This window comes from Streptomyces sp. NPDC059850, assembly GCF_042731515.1.
In the GTDB taxonomy this organism is placed as follows: Bacteria; Actinomycetota; Actinomycetes; order Streptomycetales; family Streptomycetaceae; genus Streptomyces.
Window position 1 is genome coordinate 55,794 of the sequence record NZ_JBHWJI010000051.1, and the last position, 18,792, is coordinate 74,585.

At 69.2% G+C, this 18,792-nt stretch carries 13 protein-coding genes; 3 read left to right on the forward strand and 10 right to left on the reverse strand.

Features of this window, described 5'->3' with window-relative positions:
- The first annotated feature begins 332 nt into the window (after nucleotides 1-332).
- Nucleotides 333-950 (forward strand): GNAT family N-acetyltransferase, encoded by a 618-nt coding sequence (locus ACFV9T_RS32445; protein WP_009716491.1) that lies wholly within the window; start codon nucleotides 333-335, stop codon nucleotides 948-950.
- A gap of 94 nt (nucleotides 951-1,044) precedes the next feature.
- Here ACFV9T_RS32445 and trxA read toward each other — a convergent pair whose 3' ends face one another.
- The 7 genes from trxA to ACFV9T_RS32480 form a co-directional block, all read right to left on the reverse strand.
- The gene (gene trxA, locus ACFV9T_RS32450) at nucleotides 1,045-1,374 is read right to left on the reverse strand and encodes a thioredoxin (RefSeq protein ID WP_009716492.1); all 330 of its coding nucleotides are present in this window, start codon (nucleotides 1,372-1,374) and stop codon (nucleotides 1,045-1,047) included.
- Between the two features lie 41 nt (nucleotides 1,375-1,415).
- Entirely contained in the window at nucleotides 1,416-2,369 is a 954-nt protein-coding gene (gene trxB, locus ACFV9T_RS32455; protein ID WP_385446058.1) for a thioredoxin-disulfide reductase, read from the reverse strand.
- A 154-nt stretch (nucleotides 2,370-2,523) separates the two neighbouring features.
- A complete protein-coding gene (locus tag ACFV9T_RS32460) occupies nucleotides 2,524-3,492 on the reverse strand; it encodes a hypothetical protein (RefSeq protein WP_385446060.1) in 969 nt (322 codons plus the stop codon).
- Nucleotides 3,489-4,178, reverse strand: a complete 690-nt coding sequence (sigM, locus tag ACFV9T_RS32465) for an RNA polymerase sigma factor SigM (RefSeq protein ID WP_009716495.1) — start codon at nucleotides 4,176-4,178, stop codon at nucleotides 3,489-3,491. Before sigM ends, ACFV9T_RS32460 begins: the two co-directional genes overlap by 4 nt.
- Before the next feature lie 38 nt (nucleotides 4,179-4,216).
- Nucleotides 4,217-5,953, reverse strand: a complete 1,737-nt coding sequence (locus tag ACFV9T_RS32470; protein ID WP_385446061.1) for a protein kinase family protein — start codon at nucleotides 5,951-5,953, stop codon at nucleotides 4,217-4,219.
- A gap of 110 nt (nucleotides 5,954-6,063) precedes the next feature.
- The gene (gene murJ / locus ACFV9T_RS32475) at nucleotides 6,064-8,421 is read right to left on the reverse strand and encodes a murein biosynthesis integral membrane protein MurJ (protein ID WP_385446062.1); all 2,358 of its coding nucleotides are present in this window, start codon (nucleotides 8,419-8,421) and stop codon (nucleotides 6,064-6,066) included.
- A 48-nt stretch (nucleotides 8,422-8,469) separates the two neighbouring features.
- Nucleotides 8,470-10,806 carry a DUF6049 family protein gene (locus ACFV9T_RS32480; protein WP_385446063.1) on the reverse strand — a complete coding sequence of 779 codons (2,337 nt, stop codon included), beginning with the start codon at nucleotides 10,804-10,806 and terminating at the stop codon, nucleotides 8,470-8,472.
- 179 nt (nucleotides 10,807-10,985) lie between these two features.
- Between ACFV9T_RS32480 and ACFV9T_RS32485 the strand changes: the two genes are divergently transcribed.
- Nucleotides 10,986-12,476: a CCA tRNA nucleotidyltransferase gene (locus ACFV9T_RS32485; protein WP_385446064.1), complete on the forward strand. Its 1,491-nt coding sequence runs from the start codon at nucleotides 10,986-10,988 to the stop codon at nucleotides 12,474-12,476.
- 17 nt (nucleotides 12,477-12,493) lie between these two features.
- On the opposite strand, the gene ACFV9T_RS32490 is transcribed toward ACFV9T_RS32485, so the two are convergent.
- The 3 genes from ACFV9T_RS32490 to ACFV9T_RS32500 form a co-directional block, all read right to left on the reverse strand.
- Entirely contained in the window at nucleotides 12,494-13,831 is a 1,338-nt protein-coding gene (locus ACFV9T_RS32490) for an MFS transporter (RefSeq protein WP_385446065.1), read from the reverse strand.
- Between the two features lie 136 nt (nucleotides 13,832-13,967).
- Complete coding sequence (locus ACFV9T_RS32495; protein ID WP_385446066.1) at nucleotides 13,968-15,050, reverse strand: inositol-3-phosphate synthase; 1,083 nt, start codon at nucleotides 15,048-15,050, stop codon at nucleotides 13,968-13,970.
- 50 nt (nucleotides 15,051-15,100) lie between these two features.
- On the reverse strand, nucleotides 15,101-15,697 hold the full coding sequence (locus ACFV9T_RS32500; protein WP_385446067.1) for a helix-turn-helix transcriptional regulator: 597 nt from the start codon (nucleotides 15,695-15,697) through the stop codon (nucleotides 15,101-15,103).
- A 357-nt stretch (nucleotides 15,698-16,054) separates the two neighbouring features.
- Here ACFV9T_RS32500 and ACFV9T_RS32505 point away from each other — a divergent pair, with 357 nt between their 5' ends.
- A complete protein-coding gene (locus ACFV9T_RS32505) occupies nucleotides 16,055-18,739 on the forward strand; it encodes a transglycosylase domain-containing protein (RefSeq protein ID WP_385446068.1) in 2,685 nt (894 codons plus the stop codon).
- Nucleotides 18,740-18,792 lie beyond the last annotated feature (53 nt).

Genomic DNA, 18,792 nt, shown 5'->3' on the forward strand with positions numbered 1-18,792 from the left:
GCCCCCTTGGGGCGCCCCCCGCGCGGGCCGGCCGGGGGTACCCCCGGGGGGGGGGTGGGGGTTCCGATGCCATCGGAACACGACCCGCTCTTTTCGCAAGGGCGGTATCGGTGCAATCTCCGCACGGATACGATGCGATCAGGTAGGGCGGATCCATGGGAGGCACCTCATGCGGAGGGCAGGGCCATGCGATCGGTGAGCCGCACCGGACTGGTGGCCACAGGGTTGGGCCTGGGCGCTGTCGGCGGTTTCGTCGGTAGTCTGATCAGGGAGCGTAGTGCGCTGTCAGCCGCCCGTGCCGCGGGTGGCCACGGAAGTGAGGGACTGGCTTCATGGGGCGTCGGCTTGTACCGCTCACGCTGGACAACCTCCCGGACATCCCCAAGCGCTGTCGCGCGTGTGTCTTCTGGGAGCTCGACCCAGTCAGCGGCGAGGCTGCGGTAAGGGCCGGGCGTCCGGAGCTGGAGAAGGAAGCCTGGATCTCGGCCGTTCTGCTGGAGTGGGGATCCTGCGGCCGCGTGGTCTACGTCGATGAGGTGCCGGTGGGCTTCGTGCTCTACGCGCCGCCCGCGTATGTGCCGCGCTCCACGGCCTTTCCGACGAGCCCGGTCGCGGCGGATGCCGTGCAGCTGATGACCGCCTGGCTCATGCCGGGATACCAGGGGCAGGGGCTGGGCCGGGTGATGGTGCAGACCGTCGCGAAGGATCTGATCCGCCGGGGCTTCAAGGCGATCGAGGCGTTCGGGGACGCCACCTGGAAGGAACCGGCGTGTGTGCTGCCCGCCGATCATCTACTCGCGGTGGGCTTCAAGACCGTGCGGCCGCATCCGCGGTATCCCCGGCTGAGGCTTGAGCTGAGGACGACGATCTCCTGGAAGGAGGACGTCGAGCTGGCGCTGGACCGGCTCCTCGGTGCGGTGCAGAAGGAACCGGCGCTCCGTCCCCTCTGAGCGTTCCCCGCTGACCGTTCCCTGCTGAGAGTTCCACGTGAAACACGAAGGGGCTGCCCTCTCGGGCAGCCCCTTCGTCGGTGTGGGTGAAGGCTCAGCCGATGAAGTCGGCCAGGTCGCGCTCGATCGCGGCCTTCGGCTTGGCGCCGACGATGGTCTTGGCGACCTCGCCGCCCTGGTAGACGTTGAGCGTCGGAATGGACATCACGCCGTACTTGGCGGCAGTGGCCGGGTTCTCGTCAATGTTGAGCTTCGCGATGACGATCTTGTCGGCGTGCTCGGCGGCGATGGCCTCCAGGGAGGGGGCGATCTGACGGCACGGACCGCACCACGCGGCCCAGAAGTCGACGAGTACCGGCTTGTCGCTCTTGAGGACGGTCTCCTCGAAGTCGGCGTCTGTCACGGTGACCGTGGCACCGGCCATGGCTAATCTCCTTAATCGTTGGTGCAGGGAAGGAAGCGGGTTCAGACGGTGGCGTCTTCGCCGTCGCCCAGGGAGGCCAGGAAGCGCTCGGCGTCCAGGGCGGCCGCACAGCCGGTGCCGGCGGCGGTGATCGCCTGACGGTAGGTGTGGTCCACGACATCACCCGCGGCGAAGACACCCGGCAGGTTCGTGCGGGTGGAGGGCGACTCCACCTTCAGGTAGCCCTCGTCGTCCAGGTGCAGCTGGCCCTTGAACAGCTCGGTCCGCGGGTCATGGCCGATCGCGATGAACAGGCCCGTGACCGGCAGCTCGGAGGTCTCGTCCTTCTTGATGTCGCGCAGGGTCAGGCTGGCGAGCTTGCCGTCGCCGTGGATCTCCGTGACCTCGCTGTCCCAGATGAACGAGATCTTCGGGTCGGCGAAGGCACGCTCCTGCATCGCCTTGCTGGCCCGCAGCGTGTCCCGGCGGTGGACCACGGTGACCGACTTGGCGAACCGCGACAGGAAGGTCGCTTCCTCCATCGCGGTGTCACCGCCGCCGATGACGGCGATGTCCTGGTCCTTGAAGAAGAACCCGTCACAGGTGGCACACCAGGAGACGCCACGGCCCGAAAGCTCGTCCTCACGGGCCAGCCCCAGCTTGCGGTGCTGGGAGCCGGTGCTGACGATGATGGTCTTCGCGCGGTGCACCGTCCCGGCGGAGTCGGTGACGGTCTTGATGTCCTCGCTGAGGTCGACCGCGGCCACATCGTCCGGGACCAGCTCGGCGCCGAAGCGCTCGGCCTGTCCCCGCATGTTGTCCATCAGGTCAGGGCCCATGATGCCCTCACGGAAGCCGGGGAAGTTCTCCACGTCGGTGGTGTTCATCAGGGCACCACCGGCGGTCACGGATCCCTCGAAGACCAGCGGCTTCAAGGAAGCACGGGCGGTGTAGAGCGCGGCCGTATAGCCCGCGGGCCCGGAACCGATGATGATCACGTTGCGGACGTCGCTCACGGATGTCTTCCTTGTCTCTGCCGACTGCCGACTGCTGACTGGGCGACGGCGCATTCCCCGGGCTTCCGGAGAATCGCTGCCATCCCACCCAACGGATCCTACGGGTCCCGCATTCCCGCGTGCTGCCAGGCGGGCCGTGGTTGTGGGCTGTGCCTCAGCCTCGCGGATACGTACGGGTCACCAGAAGCTTCCCGGGGCTGGCGTGGGAAGCGGAGACACAGGAGGCGTCGATCACGAAGGCTTCGACGAGCGAGCTGTCGGAGCGGTGCGGCAGGACGACGATGTAGGCCGTCTTGCCGTCGTAGGTGTCCTGCTGCGCGGCGAGAACGGGCTGGGACCGACCGGTCCCGCGCTGGACACAGGACGGAACCACCGGGTCGTTCGCGCGCAGCGGCATATCCGGAGTGTTTTGGGTGGTGACTCCGCGCGACGGGGTGGTCTTCCGCTCGGCGAGCATCTCCTGCACGCGGCCCTTGAGGCTCCCCGCGGAGAGGCCGGCCTTCGCTGTGGAGCTGGGGTCCGCGTGGGCCGTGGTGCCGGGGCCGCCGTTGTCGTGATCCGAGCCACCGGGGAAGAAGAGGGTGCCGACGCCGATCACGGCGGCGGCGCACGCGCTTCCGAGCAGCACCTTGGGCCAGCGCCGGGTGCGGCTCCCACGGGCCCCTGCGGCCGTGCGAGGGGTGGCCTTGCGTCCCGGTCCGGTGGCGGCGCGCGGGCGCCCTGCGGGGCGGCCCACGGCCGGGGAGGGCTTCCCCTCCGTCGCGGGGTCTGCGGGGTCGGCCGCGCCCTCGGTTTCACGTGAAACATGCTCGGTGGACGCGGCTGCCTCGGTTTCACGTGAAACCGAAGCGCGGTCACCGGGAGCCGTCGCGTCGAGCAGGGCCTCGGCGGCGAGCGCGGCGTCGATCCGGCCCGCGATGTCATCGGGCATCCGCACCGGCCCCGGGAGGGTGCCCAGCGTCGAGCGGATCTCGTCCAGGGACGTCTGTACATCGGCACACAGCCCGCAGGTGGCGAGGTGAGTGCGCACATCGACGGTGCGGGACGGAGAGAGCAGTCCCTCGGTGAGTGCGGAGATCTCCGCGACTTCCGGGTGCTCGTCCGTGTCCGTCGAGGATGTCACGCTCGCCCACCTCCGCCCTTCACGGCATCTGTGTCAGTCGGTCCTGCCGCTGGTGGGACGGATGTCCCCTGCGACCGGTTCCTTCCCCCGCCGGAGGGGACGCTACCCCTTCCATTGGGATGGAGGTGCGACAGCAGCGGGAGCAGCCGGGCGCGTCCCCGCGCGCAGCGGCTTTTCACGGTGCCGGTGGGGACATCCAGGACCTTCGCGGCCTCCGCCACGGGATAGCCCTGCATGTCGACCAGCACCAGGGCGGCACGCTGCTCGGGCGGGAGGGTGCGCAGCGCACCCAGCAGCTCGCGATGGAGATCGCCACGCTCGGCGGGCGCGGCGGCCGACTCATGGGGCTCCAGAAGCTGCTCGAGCCGCTCGGTGTCGTCGACGGGGGAGGTGCGACGGGAGGCGGCCTTGCGGGCCCGGTCCAGACACGCGTTGACCGTGATGCGGTGGAGCCAGGTCGTCACGGCGGACTGGCCCCGGAAGGTGTGCGCGGCGCGGTAGGCGGAGACGAGCGCGTCCTGGACCGCGTCGGCGGCCTCCTCCCGGTCGCCGAGGGTGCGCAGCGCCACCGCCCAGAGTCTGTCGCGGTGGCGTCGCACGATTTCACCGAAGGCATGCGGATCGCCGGCCACGTGCTGAGCGAGGAGCTCGCCGTCGCTTGCTCCGCCGATGGTGGCGTCGTCCAACGTTGAGCCCCCTCCCCGGTCGGCCGGCTGCCCTGGGGTCAGCCGGTGAACTTCACTTCAGTGATGGCCTGCTTGTAGCCAGGGTCGCTGTACTCGTCGCCCGGTGCGCTCGGCATCGCGGTCATCCAGACGAGGACGTACCGGCTCTTCTTGGTGCCCTTGACCTTCAGCTCGGACGTCGTGGACGACGTCTGGCGCGAAGCAAGCTTCGTGAACGAGCCGACGGGGTCCCCTGCCGACGCGGATGGTGTGAGGGAATCCGTTCCGTACAGTGAGACTTCCGTGTAGGGGCCGCCGAACCGAAGCGAGAGCGAGGCGCCGCTGATCTTCTGCTCCGAGCCGAGGTCGTAGACGATGCCGACCCCCCGCTTGATGCTCGGGGCGAGCTGAGGGCCGTCGAAGAAGCTGTTGGTATGCCAGGCAGTCGACGTCTTCCCGTCATGGGTGAGGTCGGCCTCGTCGGCGTTCTGCGCTGCGCCGTCCGGAGCGAACTCGGCGGCGTCCTGGATCGAGATCGGCTTGCTGGCAACCTGGCCGGGCTTGTCGTCGTCCTTCTGACTGGTGGACTTGCCGGGGTCCGGCTTGTCCTCCTTCTTCAGAAGGGTGTCCGCGAGTTGCCAGCTGCCGAGGCCCAGGGCCGCGATCAGCAGGGCCGAGACGGTCCACTTGAGGGCCCTGCCGGTACGGCTCTGCAGCGGGGGCGGCGGAGCCATGGGGACCGCGGCGGGGCCCGCCGCGCGCGACGCGCCGCCGTGTGCGGGCGGCTGGCCGTAGCCCTGCTGGTACGTGGTGCGCTGGTACGCCGGGGAGGGCGTGAAGACGGGCTCGGGCGGCCGGATGCGCGGCATGGCCGCGACCGCCTTGGACAGCTCCTCAGGGGTGGTGCAGGGCTGGTCCTGACGGGAGGCGGTGGCGCCGTCGTTGACCAGCGCGCGCATCGCCAGCTCGGACAGCCCTCGGTGGACCCCCGCGCGGACCTGGTCGGGGGCGATCAGGCCGACGCCCTTGGGCAGCCCGGAGAGGCCGTGGGCGTCCTTGTCGTACGGCCAGCGCTGGGTGAGCGCGGCGTACAGCAGGGCCCCGATCGACTCGGTGTCGGTGCGCTGCGGGTGTTCGGAACTGATGCCGCGCAGCGCGGCCATGACGGCGAGGCCGCGGATGCGGTACTGGCCCGATTCCGTGCGGAGCACGGAGCCGGGGTTCAGCCGCAGATGGGCCAGGCCTTCGCGGTGGGCGGCGGCCATGGCCTGGGAGACCTGGCTGACGAGTTGATAAGCGTCGTGCGGCTCGAGCGGCGCCGAGGCGAGCACAGTAGTCAGCTCGGTGGCGTCGGGAAGCCATTCGTGGACGACGTAGACGAGGTCGTTCTCCTCGACGGCGTCGAGTACCTGGACGAAGCGAGGGTCACCCAGCAGCGCCGCCGAGCGGGCGGCGGCCAGCACCGGACGGGCCCGCGGATGGTCTGCTGGAAGGACGTGAACGCCGACGGCCCGGCGCAGTTTCTCGTCCACCGCACGCCAACTGCTGAATCCGTCCAGTCGGGTGACGCACTCCTCCAAACGATAGCGTCTGGCCAACTTGTGGCCGCTATGTAGCTCGGGGGGATTTACGTCGGCCGCGGCACCTTTATCCCGGTTGCCCGCGGCCTCTGTTTCCTGACCGGTCTTCTGATGCGTCCCCGCCCCGTCGGCCGTGGCCTTTCCCGCCTCGGCGGTCAGCGACTCCTCGCCGTCGCTGTCGGCCACGTCGACGGCAGCCGTGCTCCGTTCCGCCACCGTCGTTCCTGCCTCCCCATCCGTTGCGCCTACTCCGAGCCAAGACAATTGTGCCCACAGTCCGCCGCTATGCACGACACACGATGACGGACGATGGTTGTGCTCAATGATCAGCGTCCGAGTCGTCCGCGCACCATACCGACCATGGCCGTCAGCTCATCAATGCGCATCCGTTTCGCAGCAATGTAGAAGACCGCGATAAGAACGAGACCTCCGCCCGCCAATGCGGCTAGGGAACCGGACATGCCGGACCCCAGCGCCTGAGTGATGGCATAAGCCGCCGCGCCGCTCAGCAGAGCGGCGGGGATGCTGGCGCCCACCAGGCGGGTGTAGGTGCGCACGACACGGCGGCCGTCGAGATCGCCACCCAGTCGCTTGCCCAGTCGCTTCCAGGCCACGCCCACACCGGCGGCGTACGCCAGGCCGTAGGAGGCGGCCATACCGGCCACGATCCATCGGGTCGGCAGGAGGACGTAGCAGAGCGCGGAGGCGGCGGCGTTGACGGCGGCGACGATCACCGTGTTGTAGAAGGGGGTGCGGGTGTCCTCGTAGGCGTAGAAGCCGCGCAGGACGACGTACTGCACCGAGAACGGGATGAGCCCGAGGCCGAACGCCATCAGGATGTAGCCCATGTTCTGGGCCGTCGCGGTGCCCGAGGTGCCGAAGAGCAGGGTGCACAGGGGGACGCCGAGCGCCACGAAGCCGAAGGCGAGCGGGACGATGGCGACGGCGGAGGTGCGCAGGCCCTGGGAGAGGTCGTCGCGGACCGCCCCGGGGTCGCCGTCGTGGGCCGACCGGGAGAGCCGCGGCAGCAGGGCGGCCATCACCGAGACGGTGATGATGGCCTGCGGCATGTTCCAGATGAGCTGGGCGCTGGTGTAGCCGACGTAGCTGGCACCGGGGGCGTTCATGTTGTCGGCGTCGGAACCGGCCGCGGTGGCGAGCTGGGTCACCACGATGTTGCCGGCCTGGTTGGCGAGCACGAACAGCACGGTCCACTTGGCGAGCCTGGCGGCCTTGCCGAGGCCGTGGCCCCGCCAGTCGAACCGGGGACGGAAGCGGAAGCCGGAGGCCCGGAGGTAGGGGAACATCGCCAGGGCCTGGACGGTGAGGCCGAGCAGGGTGCCGATGCCGAGCAGCCGCATCCCCTCGTCCGTGATGGTGGTGACGCCCATCTGGGAGGTGCTGAAGGTACCGAAGACCCAGATGAAGAGGCCGAAGGTCGCGATGACGACGATGTTGTTGAGGACCGGGGTCCACATCATCGCGCCGAACTTGCCGCGGGCGTTGAGGATCTGGCCGACCACGACGTGCACACCCATGAAGAAGATGGTGGGCAGGCAGTAGCGGGCGAAGGCGACCGCGACCTCGTTGGCCGCCGGGTCGCCCGCGATGTCCGCCGAGAGCATCCGGATCAGAGCCGGGGCCGCGAACATGGACAGGGCGACCAGGCCGCCGAGGGCGACCATCGTGAGGGTGAGCAGACGGTTGGCGTAGGCGATGCCGCCGTCTTTGTCCTCCTTCATCGCGCGCACGAGCTGCGGCACGAAGACGGAGTTCAGACCGCCACCGACGGTGAGGAAGTAGATCATCGCGGGCAGCTGATACGCGACCGCGTACGCCTGGCCCAGAGAGGCGGCGCCGAGGCCCGCGACGATCACCATCTGCCGGACGAAGCCGGTCAGCCGGGAGACCAGGGTTCCGGCGGCCATGAGGGCGCTGGACTGGAGCAGGCTGGCCGCGCGGCCGCCGGAGCGCTTCGGGGCGGCCTCGGCCTTCTCGTCGCTCTCAGGGGGGCCGGGCGGGCTCACCACCGGAGCGGCCATGGTGGGAGCACTGGCCGACGGGGGCACGGACTCGTGCCGCGCGGGCCCGGGCACCGGCGGCTGGCCCGGCGGGGGCACGGGCGGGTAGCCCTGAGCGCCCTGCGGATACCCCTGGGCGCTCCGCGGGTCGTAGGGCTGCTGCTGGTCGCGGTAGAGGTGTGCGAAGGCGTCCTGCTGCGGCTGCTGCTCCCCCGGCCCGTAGCCGCCCTCGCTGTATCCCGTGGCGGTGGGCTCGGCCGCGTACTGCTGTTGGTACGGCTCCTGGGAGCCGGGTGCCACCGGCCACACCTGGGGGTCGGCGCCCTGCGGCGCGGCGGGCTGCTGCTGGTACGGCGTCTGCTGCTGGTAGCCGTTCTGCTGGGGGCCGGACCGGTCGTACAGCGGATCCGTCAGCGGGTCATGTCCGTACGCGTCCTGCGCCGGATAGGGGTACGGCGTGAAGCTGCCGGTCGCGTACGGGTCGTCCGCGTACGGGTCCTGCACGTAGTACTGCCCGTAGTCCTGGCGGGGATCGCTCGCCGGCGCCTGAGGAGAGTTGCCCAGGTATGGATCGTTCTGGTGCGGTTCCTGTCCATAGGGTTCCTGGGGCGCGTGGGGGGAAGGCGGCGGCATCCGCCGCTCACCGTCATACGGCGCGTTCATCGCTACCCCACCTCATCGTCCGCTGCGGCCGGCCGGCCCCGGAATTGCTCAACGGTCCACTTTCTCACCCGCGCCGGACGCCCCGGCGCTTTGCGAACCGGTGTCCGGCGCCGGGTCACTCGGCTGCTCGGGCACGAGGGCGGGGGCGGGGTCGCTTCCATCGGCCTCCGCGTCCGTCGCCTCGTCCTCCTCCGTGGCCTCGGTGTCCTCATCGCCGCTGTTCGCGGTGGCCGCCCGCTTGCGCTGGAGGTAGATCCGGATTCCGGCGAGGACCAGCAGCAGCACACCGCCCGCGATCACGAGGATGACGGTCGATGTGATCTCGGTGACATTCACCTCGAACGTCTCCTCGTCGCCGTACTTCTGCCCGTCCGGCGTGACCAGCTGGGCCGTCACCCACACCGGACCGTTCGCGTTGGCCGTGGTCCCGAACTTCACGGACTGGCTGTGCCCGCCCTCGACGTTGACCACCTGGGGCTCGCTGACCGCCAGGCGGTTTCCCTGCTGGGACTTGAGGACCAGCCGCAGCCGGACGGCCTGCACCAGGTTGTTCTGCACGGTCACCGGGATGGTCGCGCTCCGCCCGGACAGCGTCATGTCCGTCTTCGGGATCAGGCGCACCTTCTTGGTCAGCCCGGTCAGGTAGCGCTGGACGCCGTCGCGGAAGTGGGTGGCGCCCAGGGCGTTGCCCCGCCATGAGGTGGACATCTCCCGCCGGATCGCGTTGCCGAAGGGAGTGACCACCCGGAACTTGGCGGTGAGGATCGGCTCGAAGCTGCTGAGCGTGTTCTGGGTGTCGCGGACGTCCTTGAACGCCTGGGTCGGCAGCTCCTGGCGGCGGAGCGAACCGGGGTACGCGCGGGTGCTGGGCACGCGCTGGGTGGCGTTCGGGTCGGGCTTGGCCTTCGCGGCCTGTCCCAGGCCCAGCGGCTGGGTCCACTGTCCGGACAGGCCGTCCAGGGCCGCCGCCATGGCCTGCGCCTGGCTGGTGGTCGGAATGCGCTGCGGAGCCACGACGACGCTGCGCTGCCGGTCCGGCGCCTGAAGGTTGATCATCTGGCTCTGGGCGAGGAACCGCTGGATGGCGAGCGTGGAGTTGTCCGCCTTGGACATGTCGCCGGTGAAGGCGGTGGACAGCCGGGCGTCCGCGACCACCGCCGTGTTGCCGCCGCCGATCTGCCGGGCCGCGGTGGGGGTGTACGAGAGGTTGCCGGTCTCCCGGAGGCTGTCGCTCCGCGCGATGACGTTATGGGCGCCCGCGGAGGTGGCGACGTCGACGATCGAGGAGTCCACCGCGCCGTCGGCGGGCCAGGCGAAGTCGGTGCGCGGCTTCACCCCGAGAACCGTCTGCACGGTCATCGAGGCCAGCTCGGTGGCGTCCCGGAGGTGGCTGAGGGCGCCGGGGACGCTCGTGCCGTGGTGGGCGAGCGACGCGATGTCGGGGTCGGAGAACGGCAGGGCGACCACCTGCTGGCCCTCCACGGCCTTCTGCAGGTCGTTGAGCCACCGCTTGGCGACCGTCTGCCCGGTCCCCGCCGTGGTCCCGTCCCCGTGCCGCTTCTGGACCTCGTACTCCCGCGTCATCGCGTCGACCGTGGCGAGCAGATCGGGGTCGATCACCCAGGTGATGGGGAGGTTCTTCCCGAGGCTGACCATCTGCTGGAGCCGGCCGCCGGGGGCCAGCTCCGCCTTGAGACGGTCGTCACGGAAGATCGGTGTCCGGTCCTCGTCCGCGTCGGTGCGCGACGTCACATGGGGCGTGGAGATCAGCGGCCACAGATAGGTGAGCTGCGTCTTCTTGGACGGCGCACCCGACTGCCAGGGCAGGAAGGTGCGCTTGATGCCCAGCACCTGCTGCCAGGGGCGGCTCTGGGTCTGGCCGGTGAGGGAGACACCGAGCTGATAGACGCCGTCCTCCCCGAGGTGCAGCTCGTTCACCGGTATGGAGAGCGTGAAGTCCCGGCTGGCACCCGCGCCCAGCTTGCCGATCTTCTCGGTGTACTTGCCGCCGATCTCGGTGCCGTCGGCACCCTGCTGGTAGCCGGTCCGCCGGGAGGCGCTGTCGATCGCGTTGCGGCCCTCCAGGGTGGGGCCGACGCGGAGGCCGACATGGGAGCCGGAGACCGTCGAACCGCTGTCGTTGGTGACGGTGCCGCTGACGGTGAGCGTGTCGCTCTTGGCCGGTGCGGTGGGCGTCAGCGAGGTGATGTCCACATCCACCGAGCGCGAGCCGGTGGGTTTGCCCGCCGCCTGGGCCGCGGGGGCCGCCGGGGCCTGCAGTACGCCCGCGAGTACGGGCGCCGCTGCGAGCAGCGCCCCGGTCCGCCGTAGCCATCGGCGGGCGCGAGAGGACGTCGTCTCCCGGAGGTCTGCCGCATCGGCCACGCGCTCGCCCGTCCCTTGTCGTCTGTGATCGTCAGTGGTCGTCGCAATGTGCGTCCACGAATGGTAACGATGCCCGCTGTGGCGAAGTGCTGTGGACAGCTCCACAAGATCGTCACCGTGATGGAATCGACGATCAACGTGGAGGCCCCGGGGCGCGCGGCCACGTACCCTGTTCTGTTGTGCCGAACGCCAACAATGACAGCCGATCCCCGCAGTCCACCAATGAGCTCAACCAGGTGCAGCGCCGTGCCGTGGCCGAACTCTTGCGGGTCTCTCCCGTCGCCGACGATCTCGCCCGACGCTTTCAGCAGGCCGGGTTCAGCCTGGCGCTGGTCGGCGGCTCGGTACGGGACGCGCTGCTCGGCCGCCTCGGTAACGATCTGGACTTCACGACGGACGCCCGCCCCGACGACGTGCTGAAGATCGTCCGGCCCTGGGCGGACGCCGTGTGGGAGGTGGGCATCGCCTTCGGCACGGTCGGGTGCCAGAAGGAAGGACCGGGCGACAACGGGACACATCAGAACTTCCAGATCGAAATCACGACGTATCGGTCGGAAGCCTATGATCGGACGTCCCGGAAGCCCGAGGTGTCCTACGGCGAATCCATCGAGGAAGATCTGGTCCGCCGCGACTTCACGGTCAACGCGATGGCGGTGGCGCTCCCGCAGAAGGAGTTCATCGACCCGCACAACGGGCTCGAAGATCTCGCCGCGCGGGTGCTGCGCACCCCCGGCACCCCGCAGGACTCCTTCTCCGACGATCCGCTGCGGATGATGCGCGCGGCGCGGTTCGCCTCCCAGCTCGACTTCGAGGTGGCGCCCGAAGTGGTCGCCGCGATGACGGCGATGGCCGGACGGATCGACATCGTCTCGGCGGAGCGGGTGCGGGACGAGCTGAACAAGCTGCTCCTCGGCGCCCACCCCCGGAAGGGACTGCGGCTGCTGGTCGAGACCGGGCTCGCCGACTGCGTAGTGCCGGAGATCCCCGCCCTGCGGCTGGAGCGTGATGAGCATCACCGGCACAAGGATGTGTACGAGCACTCGCTGACCGTGCTGGACCAGGCCATGGATCTGGAGGAGGACGGGCCCGACCTGGTGCTGCGGCTGGCCGCGCTGCTGCACGACATCGGAAAGCCGAAGACCCGCCGCTTCGAGAAGGACGGCCGCGTCTCCTTCCACCACCACGAGGTGGTGGGCGCCAAGATGACCAAGTCGCGGATGACGAAGCTCAAGTACTCCAATGAGCTGGTGAAGGATGTCTCCCGGCTGGTCGAGCTGCATCTGCGCTTCCACGGCTACGGCACGGGCGAATGGACCGATTCGGCCGTGCGGCGCTATGTGCGCGACGCGGGGCCGCTGCTGGACCGGCTGCACAAGCTGACCCGCTCGGACTGCACGACGCGCAACAAGCGCAAGGCCATGGCGCTCTCGCGGGCGTACGACGGGCTGGAGGAGCGGATCGCGAGGCTCCAGGACCAGGAGGAGCTGGACGCGATCCGCCCGGACCTGGACGGCAACGAGATCATGAAGGTGCTCGGCATCGCTCCGGGGCCGCAGGTCGGCAAGGCGTACAAGCATCTGCTGGAGCTGAGGCTGGAGCACGGCCCCATGGACCGGGACGCCGCCGTCGAGGCGCTCAAGGAGTGGTGGGCGGCTCAGTCCCAGGGCTGACGCCGCGCCCCCGCGCGTCACGTTTCACGTGAAACATCGATCCCTGTGCGTGTCCCGGGGCGGCGTTTCACGTGAAACATGAGCAGGGCGGCGGTCGCCGCGTAGAGGAGTGCCACCCCGGCCACCAGAACGGCCGATGCTCCATCCGGCGGCAGCATCAGGGCGGCCACTCCCGCGGCTCCCACGAAGGCGACGTTGAAGAGCACGTCATAGAGGGAGAAGATCCGCCCGCGGAAGTCGTCGTCGATCGCGGACTGGACGACGGTGTCGGTGGCGATCTTCGCGCCCTGGGTGATGAGGCCGAGCACGAAGGCGGCGATCAGCATCGGGGCCGGTTCGAAGGGGAGTCCCAGGCCCGGTTCCAGGACGGCGGCGATCCCCGCGCACACCATCACCCAGTGCAGCTGGCCGTCCGGCCGGGAGGCGTCGAGCGAGGACAGTTTGCTCACCGCCCAGGGGGTGATCACCGCTGCGGCGAAGAAGCCCGCGCCCGAGACGCCGACCGCGATGCCGAGGAGCGCCAGCCCGCCCGACTCGTCGTCGGCCCATGCGTACCGGCAGAGCATCAGCACGGTGACGGTGAGGGCGCCGTAGCAGAAGCGCATCAGCGTCATCGCGGTCAGGGCGATGGTGGGATCCCTGCGCTGCAGGAGATGGCGTACCCCGGCCACCAGTCCGCGGGTGGTGCTCACCAGGGCGGCTCCCAGGTGCGGTTGCAGGGCCGCCGGATCGGGCCCAAGGAGGCCGGAGGGCATACGGAGCGCCGAGAGCCCGGCGAGGAGGTAGAGCGCGGCGCCCAGCAGGACGACCAGGGCGTCCGAAGAGGAGCCGCCCGGGCCGGAGAGCCGGACCACGAATGCCACGCCACCGCCCGCGGTGGCGGCGAGCGTGCCCGCGGTCGGTGAGAGGGAGTTGGCCATGACCAGGCGCTCCTGGCTGTCCACCACCCGTGGCAGCGAGGCGGCAAGGCCTGCCAGGACGAAGCGGTTGACCGCCGTCACCGACAGGGCGGAAACGTAGAAGAGCCACTCCGGTACCTGGGCGAGGACCAGGATCGCGGTTCCGGCGGCCAGCCCGGAGCGCAGCAGATTGCCGTGGAGCAGGACCTGGCGGCGGCGCCAGCGGTCCAGCAGCACACCGGCGAAGGGGCCGAGGAGGGAGTAGGGGAGTAGCAGGACGGCCATGGCGGAGGCGATGGCCGCGGCGGACGTCTCCTTCTCCGGCGAGAAGACCACGTAGGTGGCGAGTGCGACCTGGTAGACACCATCGGCCGCCTGGGACAGCAGGCGGACGGCCAGCAGATGGCGGAAGTCGCGCAGTTGCAGCAGCACGCGGAGATCACGCACAACGGGCATGACGCCACCTTCACACACCGCACGGGCCTCCGGGGGGATTCCCGGAGGCCCGTGATCAAGCGGCGGAGATCAGCGCCGCACGGCGCACTGTCCTGGCGCGCCGTCCTGGCTCAGTGCCGAGGCTCGGTGCCCTGGCTCAGCGCTCGACCTCACCCTTGATGAACTTCTCCACGTTCTCCCGGGCCTCGTTGTCGAAGTACTGCACCGGCGGCGACTTCATGAAGTACGAGGAGGCGGAGAGGATCGGGCCGCCGATGCCGCGGTCCTTGGCGATCTTCGCGGCGCGCAGCGCGTCGATGATGACGCCCGCGGAGTTCGGGGAGTCCCACACCTCGAGCTTGTACTCCAGGTTCAGCGGGACATCGCCGAACGCCCGGCCCTCGAGGCGCACGTACGCCCACTTGCGGTCGTCCAGCCAGGCCACGTAGTCCGACGGGCCGATGTGGACGTTGTCGGCGCCCAGGTCGCGGTCCGGGATCTGAGAGGTGACGGCCTGCGTCTTGGAGATCTTCTTGGACTCCAGGCGCTCGCGCTCGAGCATGTTCTTGAAGTCCATGTTGCCGCCGACGTTCAGCTGCATGGTGCGGTCCAGGATGACGCCCCGGTCCTCGAACAGCTTCGCCAGCACCCGGTGCGTGATGGTGGCGCCGACCTGCGACTTGATGTCGTCACCGACGATCGGCACGCCCGCCTCGGTGAACTTGTCCGCCCACTCCTTGGTCCCGGCGATGAAGACCGGGAGCGCGTTGACGAAGCCGACCTTGGCGTCGATGGCGCACTGGGCGTAGAACTTGGCGGCGTCCTCCGAGCCCACGGGCAGGTAGCAAACCAGGACGTCGACCTGCTTGTCCTTGAGGACCTGGACCACGTCGACCGGGGTCTCGTCGGACTCGTCGATGGTCTGCCGGTAGTACTTGCCGAGGCCGTCGTGCGTGTGGCCGCGCTGGACCGTGATGCCGGTCGACGGCACGTCGCAGATCTTGACGGTGTTGTTCTCGCTGGCGCCGATGGCGTCGGAGAGGTCGAGCCCGACCTTCTTCGCGTCCACGTCGAAGGCGGCGACGAACTCCACGTCACGGACGTGGTAGTCGCCGAACTGCACATGCATCAGACCCGGCACGCGGGTGTCCGGGTCGGCGTCCTTGTAGTACTCGACGCCCTGCACCAGTGACGCGGCACAGTTGCCCACACCGACGATGGCTACACGAACCGAACCCATTCCGGTTGCTCCCTGTGTGTACTTGACGAAGCCCTGCGGGGTGCGGGGCCTCACTTGGCGGTGTCATCGGGCTCGTCGCGCTGGTCGCGCCCGGCCCGCTCGCTCTCGATCAGCTCGTTCAGCCAGCGGACCTCGCGCTCCACCGACTCCATGCCGTGTCGTTGGAGTTCGAGGGTGTAGTCGTCCAGCCGCTCGCGGGTGCGGGCCAGGGAGGCCCGCATCTTCGCCAGGCGCTCCTCCAGGCGGCTGCGCCGCCCTTCAAGCACGCGCATCCGTACGTCCCGCGACGTCTGTCCGAAGAAGGCGAAGCGGACGCCGAAGTGCTCGTCCTCCCATGCGTCCGGGCCGGTGTGGGAGAGCAGCTCCTCGAACCGCTCCTTTCCCTCCGCTGTCAGCCTGTAGACGATCTTCGCCCGGCGGCCGGCGAGGGTGGCCGCGACGGCCTCCTCGGAGGCGTTTCCGGGCTCCTCGATCAACCAGCCGTTGGCGACGAGCGTCTTGAGACAGGGATAGAGGCTGCCGTAACTGAACGCGCGAAACACCCCGAGCGAGGTGTTGAGGCGCTTTCGCAGCTCATATCCGTGCATCGGGGACTCGCGGAGCAGGCCGAGGATGGCGAACTCGAGGATGCCTGAGCGTCTGCTCATCGCCCGCCTCTCCCGTCTCCTGGGGCCACTATGCCGAGCTGATGTATCGACTCGATACATCCAGACGATAGATCCGGGATGCCGGTGGGACAAGAGCGACCACGGTGAACGGCGTCACATCACCGGTTCGTGGGACTCAACCGGAGCGTTATGGAGTGAAGGCGCCGAGGAGACAAGATTTGGCCGTGCGTACTCTGTTCGCCATGCAGACCAAAGGGAACCGTGTGACGCTGTCCTGCGTCCTCGTCCTGGAGGCAGTGCGTCCGGTTGCCAGGTGTGGCCGGATCGCACATCGGGGGGACCGGAAGCCACCTGCCGCTTTCAGGCGATAGCGCCTGCCCGAGGAGTAGTCGTTCCATGAGCGAGCACCGTCGCAAGCCGCCGCAGCCCCAAGGCGGCGGCCGAGCAGCGGCCCGGCGTGCCGGACAGCAGTCGTCCGGCCGTCGCGCAGCACCACCGCACAACGCCGCCGCCGGGTCGGGCTCGACCTCGCACGGGGAAGAGCCTTCCCACGGCGGCAGGGCCGAGGCCCGGCGCGCCGCGCAACGCGGCGGCGGAGGAGGCCGGAGAAGAGACCCAGGCGCCGGTGGTGCCGGTGGTGCCGGCCGCGGTGGCGGTCGGCGGGGCACCGGTGGTGGCCACGGGCAGGGTGCGGGCGGCGACGGGCCGTCCGGCAAGAAGCGGTACATCGACTACCCGCGCGCGGGTAAGACGGGCTTCCGCCGCTGGATGCCCTCCTGGCGGCTCGTCACGGGAACCTTCATCTTCTTCTTCGCGGCGATCCTCAGCGCCGTGGGCATCGGGTGGATGATCGTCGACGTTCCCACCGAGCAGGCCGCGTCGCAGACCCAGAAGAACGTCTACTACTGGGGCGACGGCAAGCAGATGGTGGTCTCGGGCGGCGGTGATCTCAACCGTCAGATCGTGCCGCTCAGCAAGATCCCCAAGTCGATGCAGAACGCCGTGATCTCCGCGGAGAACGCCAGTTTCTACGACGACTCGGGCGTCGACCCGATGGGTATCGCGCGCGCGGTCGTCAACATGGCGCGCGGCGGTGCGACCCAGAGTGGGTCGACCATCACCCAGCAGTTCGTGAAGAACACGTACCTCGACCAGTCGCAGACGGTGACGCGCAAGGCCAAGGAACTGCTCATCTCCGTCAAGGTCGGCACGACCAAGAGCAAGGACTACATCCTCCGGGGGTACCTGAACACCGCGTACTACGGTCGCGGTGCCTACGGCTGTCAGGCGGCGGCCCGCGCGTACTTCGACAGGGACTGCGAGAAGCTGAACCCGAGCCAGAGCGCCTTCCTCGCCGCGACGCTCAACGGGCCCAACCTGTACGACCCGAACGGCGGCTACGGACCGTCCGCGAGCGCGGAGGCGAACACCAAGCGGGCCACGGCGCGCTGGGCGTGGATCCTCAAGCGCGAGGTCCAGGTGGGTCGGCTGTCCAAGGACCAGGCCCAGTACTGGCTCGACAAGCGCTTCCCGCAGACGAAGAGCCCGAAGGTGGCGACGAACAAGCAGGGCCAGATCGGCTATCTGACCGACCTCGCCGACAACTACGTCGTCGCCAACACCAACATCTCCAAGACGGAGCTGGACAAGGGCGGCTATCAGATCCACACCACCTTCGACCGCAAGAAGATGGGTCAGCTGGAGAACGCGGTCCGCAAGGTATCCAAGGAGAACATCAAGCCGAAACAGCGCGATGTGGATAAATACGTGCAGTTCGGCGGTGCCTCGGTGGAGCCCAAGTCGGGCAAGATCAAGGCCATCTACGGTGGCAATGACGCGCTGCAGCACTATCGCAACAACGCGGACTACACCGGTGTCCAGGTGGGCTCGACCTTCAAGCCCTTCGTACTGGCCGCGGCGATGAGGGACGGGGTCCGGGACCGCAACGGACCGCGTGACCAACCGGACGCGGAACGCACCAAGGTCTCCCCGGCGAGTGTCTACGACGGTGACAACAAGCTGACCCTGCGCGACTACGACGGATCCGTCTGGACGGACCGGAACAACCAGGAGTGGCACCAGAGGAACGACGGTGATGAGGACAAGGGCAAGATCAACCTCCGCACCGCCATGCAGTACTCGGTGAACACGCCCTTCATCCAGCTGGGCATGGACGTCGGCACCGACAAGGTGCGGGACGCGGCCCTGGACTCGGGCCTCAGCAAGGACCAGCTGGCCGAGATCACCCCGACGTTCTCGCTCGGCACCTCCCAGCCCAGCGCCATCCGGCTGGCCGGGGCGTACGCGACCTTCGCGGCCAGCGGCCAGCAGGCCGATCCGTACTCGGTCGAGCGGGTCGAGGACAAGGACGGCGAGGTCTACAACCACAAGGAAGACGCCAAGCTCAAGCAGGCCTTCGACGCGAACGTGGCGAACAACGTCACCGACGTGCTGAAGAACGTCATCCAGCGTGGCACCGGCACCTCGGCGAAGATCGGGCGCCCGGCGGCGGGCAAGACCGGAACCACGGACCAGAACAAGTCGGCCTGGTTCGCCGGTTACACCCCGCAGCTGTCCACGTCGATCGGCATGTGGCGGGTGAACGACCAGGCCAAGCGGCAGGTCTTCCGCTCCATGCGCGGGGTGGGCGGTCAGGAGACCATCCACGGTGCGTCGTACCCGGCCGAGATCTGGGCCGACTACATGCGCCAGGCGATGGCGGGCCAGCCGCCGAAGGACTTCCCGGTGGCCAAGCCGATCGGTGACAAGGTCTACGGCGAAAACGCGAGCCCGACGCCCACGACCCAGAAGCCGACCCAGACGCCGTCCCAGACCCCGTCGCAGACGCCGTCGCAGACCCCGTCCCAGACGCCCTCCGGCAGTGCCAGCCCCACAGAGTCGTGTGATCCGCTGGACTTCGACTGCCAGGAGAACGCCGGCGGCGACAACCAGGGCGGCGACAACCAGGGCGGCGAGAACGCGGGTCCCGGCGATCCGGGCGAACCCTCGCCCTCGCCGACCACGGAGCCACCGGGCGGCGGGATCTTCGGCGGACCGTCCGGCTCCCGCAAGGACGAGTAGTCCCGACCTCTCGCACACCGATCGGCGGCCGCGCCGGAGCACCCGCTCCGGCG